This is a genomic window from Umezawaea endophytica (assembly GCF_025061645.1).
GTDB classification, from domain to species: domain Bacteria; phylum Actinomycetota; class Actinomycetes; order Mycobacteriales; family Pseudonocardiaceae; genus Umezawaea; species Umezawaea endophytica.
This window is the reverse complement of sequence record NZ_JANYMP010000002.1, coordinates 45,589-58,561: the sequence shown is the minus strand read 5'-3', so window position 1 is coordinate 58,561 and position 12,973 is coordinate 45,589. Positions and strand designations below refer to the sequence as shown.

5 protein-coding genes are annotated in these 12,973 nt (G+C 72.5%); 4 read left to right on the top strand and 1 reads right to left on the bottom strand.

The annotated features are described in order from the left end of the window. Positions 1 to 67: 67 nt before the first annotated feature. Entirely contained in the window at positions 68 to 2,911 is a 2,844-nt protein-coding gene (locus tag NZH93_RS03770; RefSeq protein ID WP_259621484.1) for an AfsR/SARP family transcriptional regulator, read from the top strand. A gap of 105 nt (positions 2,912 to 3,016) precedes the next feature. Beyond that, complete coding sequence (locus NZH93_RS03765; protein ID WP_259621483.1) at positions 3,017 to 6,709, top strand: BTAD domain-containing putative transcriptional regulator; 3,693 nt, start codon at positions 3,017 to 3,019, stop codon at positions 6,707 to 6,709. Positions 6,710 to 7,037: 328 nt separating this feature from the next. On the opposite strand, the gene NZH93_RS03760 is transcribed toward NZH93_RS03765, so the two are convergent. After that, positions 7,038 to 7,622 (bottom strand): helix-turn-helix transcriptional regulator, encoded by a 585-nt coding sequence (locus tag NZH93_RS03760; RefSeq protein ID WP_259621482.1) that lies wholly within the window; start codon positions 7,620 to 7,622, stop codon positions 7,038 to 7,040. Positions 7,623 to 8,097: 475 nt separating this feature from the next. Here NZH93_RS03760 and NZH93_RS03755 point away from each other — a divergent pair, with 475 nt between their 5' ends. Together NZH93_RS03755 and NZH93_RS03750 are read left to right on the top strand one after the other, a co-directional pair. Then, positions 8,098 to 11,733 carry an ATP-binding protein gene (locus tag NZH93_RS03755; protein ID WP_259621481.1) on the top strand — a complete coding sequence of 1,212 codons (3,636 nt, stop codon included), beginning with the start codon at positions 8,098 to 8,100 and terminating at the stop codon, positions 11,731 to 11,733. Positions 11,734 to 11,832: 99 nt separating this feature from the next. Further along, positions 11,833 to 12,909 (top strand): VanZ family protein, encoded by a 1,077-nt coding sequence (locus NZH93_RS03750; RefSeq protein ID WP_259621480.1) that lies wholly within the window; start codon positions 11,833 to 11,835, stop codon positions 12,907 to 12,909. The last annotated feature ends 64 nt before the right edge of the window (positions 12,910 to 12,973 follow it).

Sequence of the window (12,973 nt, the reverse complement as noted above, 5' to 3'; positions counted from 1 at the left end):
ACCGCGACGGCGCACGTCGTCGGTCACCGCGGTGGTGACGCACGGGACGCGAGGGAGGGTTGCCCGGATGTCGGCTGCGCACGGCGGTTCCCCGCGCGTCCGGTTCTCCCTGCTCGGCCCGCTCCGGGCGTGGCGCGAGGACGAGGAACTGGACCTCGGCCCGCGCCAGCAACGCCTCCTGCTGGCGGTCCTGCTGGTCAACCCGGACCAACCCGTCGGTCTCGGTGAGCTGATCGCGGCGCTCTGGGGTGAGGACGCCCCCGCGAGCGCGGCGAACGTCGTGCACCGGCACGTGGGGCAGTTACGCCGGGTGCTGGAACCGGACCTCCCCCTGCGCGCGTCGGGCGACTGGCTGCTGCGCGACGGCGGCGGCTACCGGCTGCGGGTGGACGCGGAGTCGTCCGACGTGCCCCGGTTCCGGCAGCTCGTCGCGGGTGCGCGGGCCGCCGCGGCGCGCGGGGCGGACGTCGAGGCGGTACGGCTGTTCAGGGAGGGCATCCGGCTGTGGAGCGCCCCGTGCGCGCAGGGGCTGCGCCGGGAACCGCTGGAGGACCAGGACTTCGCGGCGCTGGACCGCGAGTGCCTGTCGGCGGTGGCCGAGGCCGCCGACGCCGCGCTGCGCTGCGGTGCGGCCCGCGAGGTGCTCCCCGTGCTGCGCCGGGTGGCCCCGTACGACCCGTTCAACGAGGAGCTGCACGCCAGGCTGATCCTGGCGCTGGCCGCGTCCGGCGAGCAGGCCGAAGCGCTCGAGGTGTACCGGTCCCTGGTCGGGCGGCTGGCCGACGAACTGGGCATCGACCCCGGCACCCGGCTGCGGGCCGCCCACCGCGACGCGCTCGGCGGGGGACAGCCGGAGCACATGGCGGTCCGCCCCGCGCAGTTGCCGAAGGACCTGGCGACGTTCAGCGGCCGCGACGCCGAGCTGGCCGGGATGGTGGCGTCGCTGCGCGACCGGGACCGGCCGATGTCGCTGGCGCTCATCGACGGAATGCCCGGCGCGGGCAAGACCACCGTCGCTATCCGGTTGGCCTACGACGTGGCCGCCGACTTCCCGGACGGCCAACTCTTCGTGAACCTCCGCGGCTACGACCCGAGCGGGTCGGTGATGGAGACGGCCGAGGCGCTGCGCGGGTTCCTGTACGCACTGGGCACGCCGAGCGCCCGGATCCCCGCGGACCTGGACGCGCAGACCGGCCTGTACCGCAGTCTCCTCAAGGACAAGCGGATGCTCGTGGTGCTGGACAACGCCCGCGACGTCGAGCACGTGCTGCCGCTGATCCCCGGTTCGCCGGACTGCCTGGCGATCGTGACCAGCCGCAACCGGCTGACCGGGCTCGTCACCGCCGAGGGCGGGCAGACGTTCACCCTGGATCCGATGGCCGTGGACGAGGCCCGCGCGATGGTGGCGCTGCGGCTGGGCCACGCCCGCAGCGCCCGCGAACCCGACGCGGTGGACCGGATCGTGGAGATGTGCGGACGGTTGCCGCTCGCACTGGCCATCGTGGCGGCCCGCGCGGCGGCGTACCCGGACGTGCCGCTGAGCGCCATCGCCAGGGAACTGCGCGACGCGCAGGGCGGGCTGGACGCGTTCGCCTACGACGACACCACCGACCTGCGGGCGGTGTTCTCCTGGTCCTACCGCACGCTGAGCCCCCGCGCGGCCAGGCTGTTCCGGCTGCTGGCGCGCACCAGGGGCCCGGACATCTCGCACGCGGCGAGCGCCAGCGTGCTCGGCGAGGAACCGCGGGCCACGCGCGCGGCGCTCGCCGAGCTGAGCCGCACCAGGCTGGTGACCGAGCACAAACCCGGCCGGTTCCAGTTCCACGACCTGGTGCGGGCCTACGGGCTGGAACTGGGCGACGAGCTGGACACCGACACCGACCGCGCGGCGGCCCGGCTGCGGACCGCCGACCACTACCTGCACTCCGCGCACCGGGTCCGCCAGTTGTTCCAACCGCACCAGCAGTCCGTGCCGGTGGGCGAGCCCGCCCCCGGCGTGACCCCGGAGGTGGTGCCGAACACCGACCGCGCGATGGCGTGGTTCATCGCCGAGAACGAGGTGCTGCACGACTTCGTCGAGCACGCCCCGGCCGACGGGTTCGGCGGCCACGCGTGGCGGGTGGCGCTGGACATGCAGGAGTTCTTCCAGCGCAGGGGTGTGCACCTGTCGTGGGCGGCGACGATGCGCGCCGCGCTGGCGGCGGCGCGCGGGACGGGTGACCGGATCGGCGAGGCGCGGACGTTGCGCAGCCTGGCGGGGGCGCACTACTTCGCGGGCGACACCGACGAGGCGCTCGCCTGCCTGCGCGCCACCCAGGCCCTGCTCGACGAGCTGGGCTGGGTCGGTGACCAGGCCTACGTGCAGCGCAACATCGGCGACGTGCTGGCGCGGCGCGGGCACGGCATCAGCGACGGCGACTACCCCGCCGCGTTCGCGCACTACGAACGCGCCCACCGCTTGTTCCTGGAGATGGGCCACCAGCAGGGCGAGGCGCTCTCGTTGGAGGGCATGGGTGTCTGCGCGCTGCGGATGGGCCGGTCCGAGGAGGCGCTGGAGATGCTGGACCAGGCCATGGACACGTTCCGGCTGTCGAACGACCTGCACGGCGAGGCGAACTGCTGGGCGGAGTACGGCGAGGCGTACGCGAGCCTGGCGCGGCACGAGGAGGCCATCGCCTGCCTCCGGCGGTCGGTCGACATGCACCGCGAGCAGGCCAGCCTGGTCGGCGAGGTCGAGAGCCTGGTGCTGCTGGGCGACGCGCTGGCCGGTTCCGGCGACCGAACGAAGGCGCGGGCGGTGTGGTCGGAGGCCGCGGGCCTCATCGAGAACGGCCGCATCGCTCGCGTCGGACCGTCGCTGTTCGCGATCGACGAGGTGCGGGAGAGGATCGCCCGACTCGATCAGGCCTGATACTTTGACCCCGCTGCGCCCCCGTGCCCCCATTCGGCACCAGAGGCGTCCGGGGGTGACCGTCCAGCAGATGAGCACACCGACGCCTTGAGGAAAACAGTGAAGGTGCAGGAAGCAAGCGGCAAGCAGGTGCACGTCGAACTGCTGGGCCCGGTCCGCGCGGTGCTCGGCGGTGTCGAGATCCCCCTTGGCCCCAGCAGACAGCGCGCCGTGTTCGCGGTGCTCGCCTCACGGGCGGGCCAGGCGGTGTCCCGCGAGGAGCTGATCGACCAGGTGTGGGGCGAGTCCGCCCCGGTCAGCGCCCCCGGCAGCGTCTACACCTACGTCTCCGCACTGCGCCGCGCCCTCGCCGAGGCCGGGGTGGCCGACAGCAAGGACACGCTGTTCTCCACCAAGCACGGCTACGCGCTGCGGCTGGACCCGCACCGGGTCGACACGGTGGCGTTCGACAAGCTGTTCGCCCGCTCGCAGGTCCTCGCCGGTTCCGGTGACCACCGCGGCGCCGCGGGCACGCTGGAGCAGGCGCTCGGCCTGTTCCGCGGTGAGCCGTTCTCCGGCGTGCCGGGTCCGTTCGCCGACCACATGCGCACCCGCTGGGCCGAACGCCGGGTCGCCGCCGTGGAAGCGCTGGCCACGTCCCGCCTGGTGCTGGGCGCGCACGTCGAGCTGGCCGCCGAGCTGGGCGCGCTGGTGCAGGACTACCCGCTGCGCGAGTCGCTGCGGGCGCTGCTGATGATCGCGCTGAGCCGGGGTGGGCGGCAGGCCGAGGCTCTGGCGGTGTTCCGCGACGCGCGCGAGACGCTGGCGCGCGAGGTCGGGGCCAAGCCCGGTCCCGCGCTGCGGCACGCGCACGCCGTGGTGCTCAGCGGCGAGGAGGCCCCGAGCCCCGCCGAGCCCGCCGAGGAGGAACCGGAGGAGGAGCCCGCGGGCGTCAGCGTGCTGCGGCACGCCAACAGCCAGGTCTTCGTCGGTCGGGAAGCCGAGACCGACCGCCTGCGCGCCCGTCTGGTGGACGTCGCGGCGGGTGTCGGCGGCACCGTGTGGATCGAGGGCGAGCCGGGCATCGGGAAGACCGAGCTGCTGGCCATCGGCCTCGCCGACGCCGAACGCTTGGGCTGCCACGTCGGCTGGGCGGTCGCCGACGAACTGGCGGGCCGGTTCCCCCTCCAGGTGCTGCTCGAATGCCTCGGCGTCGACCAGTCCTCTTCGGACCCCGACCGCGCCGACCTGGCCCGCAGGCTGCGCACCGGTGAGCCGAGCAGCCGCGGCACCGATGACGACGACCCGATCCAGAGCGCCGTGGACCGGCTGCTCGCGCTGGTCGACCGGATGTGCCACCGGGCCCCGACCGTGCTGGTGCTCGACGACCTCCAGTGGGCGGACGAGTCGTCGGTGTCGCTGTGGCGGCGCCTCGCCGCGGCCACCCGCCAGCTCCCGCTGCTGCTGGTCACCTGCTCGCGGTCGCGGCACGGCCGCGCCGAGCTGGACCAGCTCCGCTCCCGCGTCCGCGCCAACGACGGCGACGTGCTGGTCCTCGAACCGCTGACGTACCTCGACGTGGACTCGATGACCGCGGAGATGGTCGGCGGCCGTCCCGGCCACCTGCTGCGCAGGCTGACCGCGCGCGCCGCTGGCAACCCGCTGTACCTGCGGGAGATGGTGGGCGCGCTGGTCCGCGACCAGGCCGTCGACCTGATCGACGGCGTGGCGCACGTGGACGAGGCACAGGCCGACGACGCTCCGCGCACCTTGTTCGCCGCCGTGCAGCGGACGTCCCAGGCCCTGCCCGAGCGCACGCGGGAGGTGCTGCGCTGGGCGGCCGTCCTCGGTGCCGAGGCCACGATCGCGCAGATCGCCGCGCTGTCCGACCGCCTGGTGCCCGAGGTGGCCCGCGCGGTCAAGGACGCCATGGCCGCGAACGTGCTCGGCCACGGGGAGCCGCGGCTGCTGTTCCGGCACCCGCTGCTGCGCGAAGCCGTGTACGGCAGCATCACCGCGCCCATGCGCGGGGTGCTGCACAAGCAGGCCGCCAGGGCGCTGGCCGAGGGGGACGCGCCCCCGAGCCGCGTCGCGGAGCAGCTCGTGGCCGCCGCGTCGGACCTGGACCCGTGGGTCGGCGACTGGCTCATCGGCAGCGCGGCCGAACTGTCGAACCGCGCGCCGCTGATCGCCGCGGACCTGCTGGAGCAGTCGCTCGACCTGGTCGGCCCGCGCGACCCGAACCGCGAACTGCTGCTCACCGCGCTGGTGCGCGTGCTGTTCCGGCTGGCCCGCAACCCCGACGCCGAGGCGCGGCAGGCGCTGGCGATCTCCACCGACCCGGCGCGCTCGGCCGAGCTGCGCCAGTTGCTCGCGGCCACGCTGCTGCGGCAGGACAAGCGGGAGCTGGCGCTGCGGACGCTGACCGAGGTCGAGGTCGACCCGTCGGTGCCGAAGATCTGGCAGCTCCGGCACAAGTCGCTGCTGGCGCACCTGCGCCGCGACGTGACCTACATCGACGAGGCCGAGGTCACGGGCAAGGCCGCGCACGCGGAGGCCGTCTCGAACGGCGACGCCTACCTGATCGCGCACGCGCTCCAGACGCTGTGGCTGGTCGAGTCGGTGCGCCGCAACCACCGGACCGCGCTGCGGTACGTGGACGACGCCATCGCCGCCGTCGTGGACGCGCCCGAGCTGGCCGGGATGTACTTCAACCTGCTCGACAACAAGATGTTCACGCTCCAGAACCTCGACCAGCTCGACGAGGTCGACGTCGCGCTGGCCACCGTGGACGAGCTGACCGTGAAGCACGGCCTGCCGGTCGGGCCGCAGATCTCCGCCGCGGTGCACCACTACTGGACCGGCCGCTGGGACGAGGCGCTGCTGGAACTGGACACGGTCACCGAGGACGGTCCCGCGATCAGCTACAGCGGGCTCGTCGACCCCGGCCCCAACGGCCTGCTGCTGCACGGCGTGTCCGCGCTGATCGCGCTGCACCGCCACGACACCGCCGCGTCCACCGCGCACCTCGACGCGGCCGACGAGCTGCTGGTGGTCACGGCCGCCGAGCGCGAGGCGTGCGACTTCCTGCTGCTGGCGCGCTCGCTCGCGGCCGTGCAGAGCGGTGACGTGCGGCGCGGGCTGGACGCCGTGAAGCGGATCCTGAACCCGGCGTACGCGGACATGATGCTGAGGCACCAGTGGCTGCCGGACATCCTGCGGCTGGCGCTGGAGGTCGGCGACCACGAGCGGGTGGCCGAGGTCATGGAGGTCGCCGAGCTGGAGGCGGCCCGCGAGGCCGTGCCGACGCGGGCGTACACCGCGCTGCACCGGTGCAAGGCGCTGGTGACCGGCGATCCCGAACCGGCGCTCGTGGCCGTCGGCCACTACCGCCAGGTCGGCCGCCGGGTGGAGCTGGCCGCGGCGCTGGACGAGGCGTCCGTGCTGCTGGCGAAGGCGGGGAAGCGGGCGGACGCGCGCGGCGCGTTCGCCGAGGCGGCGGAGATCTTCACCGAGCTGGACGCCAAGTGGGACCTGGCGAGGGCCCAGGCCAGGATGGACGAGTTCGGGATCCGCCACGACGTCGCCGCGTCCGCGCGCGCGACCGGCGGCTGGGACACGCTCACCCCGGTCGAGCGCCGCATCGCCGAACTGGTCGCGAGTGGTCAGTCCAACCCGGACATCGCGATCCGGCTGTCGCTGCCGCGCCGGATGGTCCAGGCGCACGTCACCCGGATCCTGGGCAAGCTCGGTGTCCGGTCGCGCTCCCAGATCGCCGAACGCCACCACGAGTCGGGTCGCTCGGCCACCGGCCGCTGACGTCCCGTTCAGCGTCCCGTTACGGGCCGGTCATCTCGTTTGGCGGCACTCGCGCAGATGCACGTGCAGAAGAAGGTCTTGAAAAGCGGATGACCGGGGCGTGCGGACGCCCCGGTCCATCGTCCACGCGCACCCGCGGTGGTGCGCGTGTCCTCTTTTCCGGCGATCGTGCGGTCGATCGCCGTTCGCGAAAACGGTGTCCGCCGGACCAGAGCGCTCGCGTGGCGGCGCGCGCGGTTCCTCGGCGGCAATAGGTCAAGCGGTGAACGAACTAAAGGTCACTCGGTGAACCAAACGAACTTCAGCGAACAATACGAACAATCGGGCCTCAGATGACTCCGGCTCGCAACGCGTACGCGACGGCGTGGGCGCGATTGCGCAACTTCAAGCGGTTCGTGACGTTGTAGATGACGTTCTTGACGGTGCGCTCCGAATACTGAAGTTCTTTCGCGATTTCGTCGGTTCCCCATCCCTCGGCGATCAGCCGCAGGACGTCGACCTCGCGCGGCTCCAGGCCCGCGACGTTGAGCCCGTTGGGCGCCAGCACCTCGCGCTGCAACATCTCCACCCTCTTGAGCAGCTTGCCGAGGATGTCGCGCGGCATCACGCCGTTGCCCGCGGCAGCGGCCATGATGCTGTCGACGAGCTGGTCACCGGTCACCGCGCTCCTGGGCAGGATCGCGACCACACCGCACTCCACCACCGCGAGCAGCGGCGCCTCGGTGAGCTCGCTCGCCATCAGGACGGTGGGCACCGTGCGTTCCGCCGAGAGCGCCCGAAGCCTGTTCATGGCCTCCGACGTGAGCCGCTCGGTCGAGAACACGGCGACGTCCGCGTGACCTGCTTCGTGCTTTTCGACGATGACCATTTCGGGGCGCGACTTGAGGTAGCTCGTCAGCCCGACGTAGGTCATGGGGTCCGTGCTGTGTACGACGACCCGTACCCGTGCCATGAGTGCCTCCACACTTCGATCTCTGAATCGAAGTGTGGACAAGCGACCTCTACGAACTCTTGACGCCTCGCGCACAGCGCGCGTCGCAGTCTTGACGCCGTGTGAACTTACTATGAGACCGTCCCCCAAGAGCGCCGAACAGTCACGCGGTTTTGATACATCATGGCCTTTTGACCTGCGATGGTTGCCCGGAAGCACTTCTGGACCTCTGGCCTCCACGGCCTGCTCCACGACCTTGCAGCCCCCGTCTCATTTCGTCGCCAACCGTCAAGACGCCCGTCGGCGAGCCCACCGCGACGCCGCCGACCCGTCATTCATCAACGTTGTTGCCTTTTCCACGCAAGGGTTTTCGGCGTTACGACCGGTAAAGTGGACTTCTGGCACCGGCGGTGCCCGCGTGGGGATGCGGACGCGTTGTGAACCAGGAGCGGCGGAGATGTCGACGGAGTCAGCCGAACCGCTGCGGGTCCAACTGCTGGGCGTGGTGCGCGCGTGGCGCGGGGACACCGAGCTGGCGCTGGGTTCCGCGCGCCAGCGGGCGCTGTTCACCGTGCTGGCGATGCGCGCGAACCAGGTCGTGTCCCGCGAGGAGCTGGTCGACGCCATCTGGGGCGAGTCGCCGCCCGGCGCCGTCGACAGCAGCCTCTACACCTACGTCTCCCGGCTCCGGCGCGCGCTCGAACCCGTCCGTTCCAAGTGGACCGGCGGGCAGATGCTCGTCTCGGCGGGCTCCGGGTACAGCCTCCGGCTGGAGCCGGGCCTGCTGGACGTCCGCGAGTTCGACCGGTTGCGGGAATCGGCGCAGCAGAGCTGGGACCGCCGGGACGCGGCGAGCGCGAAGGAGGCGCTGGACGCCGCTCTCGTGCTGTGGCGCGGCGACGCCCTCACCGGCATCGACGGCCCGTTCGCCGCGCTGCACCGGGGCAGGCTCGCCGAGCTGCACCTCGACGTCCTGGAGCGCCGGGCCGAGATCATGCTGGAGTCCGGCGACCTCACGGCGGCCGTGGACGAGTTGTTCGACCTGAGCACGGCGTACCCGCTGCGCGAGACGCCGAGGGCGCTGCTCATGCTGGCGCTGCACCGGTCGGGGCGCGGGCACGAGGCGCTGGAGGTGTTCCGCGAGACCAGGGAGGTCCTGGTCGAGCAGCTCGGCATCGAGCCGGGCGCCAAGCTGCGCAAGGTCCACGACGAGATCACCGCCGCCCGCGACCGGGTGGGCGGCCAGCCCGCCGCCGCGCCGCGGTCGCCGATCCCGCCCTACCCCGAGGTGTTCGTCGGCCGCGAAGCCGAGCTGTCCGCGCTGCGCACCGCGCTCCAGGACGTGCTGGCGGGCAGGGGGACGGCGGTGTGGGTCGAGGGTGAGCCGGGCGTCGGCAAGTCCGCCCTGCTGGCGACCGGCCTCGCCGACGCGGTCGACCGGGGCTGCGAGGTCCTGTGGCACGCGGGTGACGAGATGGGCAGGCGCTTTCCACTGAGCCTGGTCCTGGCCAGTTTGGACATCGACTCGCTCTCGCCGGACCCGCGCCGGGCCGAGTTCGCGACCGGGCTGCCGGGCCGCGCGGTCGAGCCCGGCTACCCGTGGCAGTCCGAGGACCCCGTGCTGGTGGCGGTCGACCGGCTGATCGGCCTGGTGGACCGCGTCATCGGCTTCGTCGACGAGCTGTGCGAGGACGGCCCGGTCGTGCTGGTGCTCGAGGACCTCCAGTGGGGCGACGACGCCAGCCTGCTGGTGTGGCACCGGCTCGCGAAGGCGACCCGGCACCTCCCCCTGCTGCTGGTCGGCTCGTGCAGGCCGCACCCGCGGCGGGCCGAGCTGGACCCGTTGCGGACGATGGTGTCGATGGGCGGCGGCGAACTGCTGCGGCTGGAGCCGATGGCCGAGGACGCGTCGACCGAGCTGGTCCGCAGGCTGCTCGGCACCGAGCCCGGCGCGGAACTGCTGGCCACGACCGACTGCGCGGGCGGCAACCCCCGCTACCTCCAGGAGATCGTCGACGCACTCGTGCGCGACGACGCCGTGGCCGTGTTCGACGGCGTCGCGGACATCGCGCACGACCACACCCGGTACCCGTCGCAGCCGACGGTCAACACGGTGGTGACCAGGCGGCTGGACCACCTCGACGACACGACGCGGGACGCGCTGCGGTGGGCCGCGCTGCTCGGCGTCGAGTTCGACCTCAGCGACCTCGCCACGGTGATGGGCAAGCAGGCCTCCGAGCTGCTGCCCGCCGTCGAGGAGGCGTCCGCGTCCGGCGTGATCGGCGAGTCCGGCCAGCGGTTCGCGTTCCGGCACACGCTCGTGCGGCGCGCGCTGTACGAGGCCATCCCGGCCACCGTGCGGGTCGCGCTGCACCGGCAGTCCGCCGAGACCCTGGACACCGCGGGCGCGCACGTGGAGCGGGTGGCGGAGCAACTGCTCGGCGGCTCGGTCCCCGCGGACGCGTGGGTCGCGCAGTGGCTGCTGTCCCACACGAACGCCGTGGCGGGCCGGTCGCCCGCCATCGCGGCCGAACTGCTGGCGCGCGCCGTGACCGACCCGAGCCTGCGGGACCGGGCGCGTGAAGCGCTGACCATCCGCCTGGTGCGCTTGCGCTTCTGGCTGGACGAGCGGCCCGCGGCGGAAGCGCGCTCCGTGCTGACCACGACGGACGACCCGAACCGGGCGGCCGAGATGCGGCTGGTGCTCGCCTACCTGGACCACTGCGCGGGTGAGGGCGACCGCGCGGCGGAGGCGCTGCGGCTGGTGTCGGCCGACCCGACCGTGCCGGACCGCTGGCGGGCGAGGCACCGGGCGCTGCTGACCGAGATCGCACCGTCCACTGTGGTCCGCAACGACCCGTTCTCCCGCGCGTTCGCCGAGGAGCGCCTGTGGGAGGAGGCTTCCGCGCAGGGCAGGCACCGCGACGCGCTGGCGCACGTCGAGACCGCGCTGGCCGCGGTGACGGGCGACTCGGCGCACGTCGACCTGGAGCTGTGCCTGTCCGAGGACAAGGTCTTCACCTTGCAGAACCTCGACGAGATGGACGAGGCGGACCGGACGCTCGACTGCGCCCGCAACACCGTGACCCAGCGCGGCCTGTCCACCGGCCCGCACCTGCCCGCCGCGGTGCACCGGTACTGGCTCGGCCGGTGGGACGAGGCGCTGGCGGAACTCGACTCGGTGGTGCGCGACCGCCCCGAGATCACCTTCCACGCGGTGCGCCAGCACGGTTCGATCCGGCTGCTGCACGGCGTGCGCGCCCTGATCGCCGCGCACCGCGACGACTCGACGGCGTTGGAGACCCACCTCAAGGCGGCCGACGAGTACCGGCAGGTGCCCACCGCGATCCGCGACGACTTCCTGCCCATGGCCACCTCGCTGGCGATGGAGCAACTGGGCCGCCCGGACGAGGCCATGCGGGTGCTGCTGCCCCTGCTGGGCGACGACTACCCGCGCCTGGTCCCCCGCCACCAGTGGCTGCCGCGACTGGCCCGGCTGGCGCTGGACCTCGACGAGGCCGACATCGCCGAGGCCGCGCTCACGACATGCCACCTCGGTGCCGACCGCGAGCAGTCACCGGCGCGCGCGGCGCTGGCCGCGCAGTGGTGCCGAGCGCTGGTCGAACGCGACCCGGTCTCCCTGGCCGCCGTGGCGAAGCACTTCGGCACCGTGGGCCGCAAGGTGGAACAGGCCTGCGTCTCGGAGGACCGGGCCGTGCTGCTGGCGGCCGAGGGCCGCACCGAGGACGCGCACACCTCGTTCTACGACGCCCTGACCGTCTACACCGGACTGGACGCGGCCTGGGACGTCCGCCGCGCGGAGTCGAGGCTCAAGCCGTTCGGCATCCGCTGGCGGGTGGGTGGCCGCAGCGCCTCCGACGGCCGCCCGCTGGACCAGGTCGAACGCCGCGTGGCCGACCTGGTGGCGGCGGGTTGGCCCAACTCGGACATCGCGACCAGGCTCAGCATGTCCCGCAACACCGTCCAGCTCCACATCACCAGGCTGTTGCAGAAGCTGGAGGTCGACTCCAGGCTCGGCGTGACCCGCAGGGCCGTCGAGCGCTACGCGGGCGGCTTCGTCCCCACGACCTGAAGCCCCCTCGACCGTTCGGCGCAACCGTCCGCATCCGTGTTTCCGGCGTACCCGTCGGGGGTAGTGATCCCCCACGGGCCCGACCGCGAACGGATGGACATGCTGAGTTCGTACCTGGAGAACATCCGCACCGGCTTCCTGGCCTTCGTGGGCATGGGCGCGCTGATCCTGCTGCCGCTGGTCGCGCTGCACTACTACCGCTACGGCCGGATCGAACCGCGCCGCGCCCTGGTGCTCTACGGCCTCGTGCTCTACGGCCTGGTGGCGCTGGCCCTGATCTTCCTGCCGTTCCCCAACCGGGAGAACCTCTGCCAGGACCAGCAGATGCTGTCGACCGTGCCGTTCCAGTGGGTCACGGACATGCGCAACAACATGGAGGCCTACGGCAGGTCCGGCATCGTCGCGATGGCCACCTCCACCGCCTTCATCCAGCAGGCCTTCAACGCGGCCCTCTTCGTGCCGCTGGGGATCGTCCTGCGCAAGGCCTACGGCAAGGGCGTGCTGGCCACCGTCTTCATCGGCCTGGCCATCTCCCTCATCGTGGAAGTCGTGCAGTACACCGGCAACATGGGCATCTACCCGTGCCCGTACCGCATCTCGGACGTGGACGACCTCATTTCCAACACCTCGGGCTCCCTGCTGGGCTGGATGATCGCCCCGGTAGCGATCGTCGTACCGGCGCTACCGGACCCCGACGAGTCGGTGGTGCGCCCCGGCACCGTGAGCGTCCCCCGCAAGGCACTGGCGCTGGTAGCGGAAGCCGTGGTCTTCCTCGTGGTGGCCCGCCTGCTCTTCCCCACCAACGCGTGGCTACAGGTAGGCCTGGCGGTAGCGATGCGAATCGTCCTCCCCGCGGCCACCGGAGGCTGGACCCTGGGGAGCTGGCTCATGCGCTACCGGACACGCGCCTTGAACGGCTCCCGCCCGTCCCCGGCCAGGATCGCCGTACGCGAACTGCTGGGCATCACCGGCCTGGTCGCCTACGCACTGCTGCTCTCACCACACCTGACCAACTGGACCGGCTTCGGCCTCGACCTGGCCGCGATCACCCTCGTCCTGCTGGGCACCTTCGCGACCCCGGCATTCCGCCGCGACCAACAGGGCTGGCACGAACGAGTAGCAGGCACCAGAGGCGTACTACAGGCCCCGGTACCCGTCCCCCAAGCAGCCCGCTAAGCGCGCGCCCTGCTCACCAAGCCCCAGCCCCACAAAGCCCTCGCCACAAGCCCCTGCAAACCGC

Bases quoted from the DNA above. Each gene is read 5' to 3' on its own strand.
- NZH93_RS03770 (WP_259621484.1), top strand. From the start codon at position 68: ATGTCGGCTGCGCACGGCGGTTCCCCGCGCGTCCGGTTCTCCCTGCTC.
- NZH93_RS03760 (WP_259621482.1), bottom strand. From the start codon at position 7,622: ATGACCTACGTCGGGCTGACGAGCTACCTCAAGTCGCGCCCCGAAATG.
- NZH93_RS03755 (WP_259621481.1), top strand. From the start codon at position 8,098: ATGTCGACGGAGTCAGCCGAACCGCTGCGGGTCCAACTGCTGGGCGTG.
- NZH93_RS03750 (WP_259621480.1), top strand. From the start codon at position 11,833: ATGCTGAGTTCGTACCTGGAGAACATCCGCACCGGCTTCCTGGCCTTC.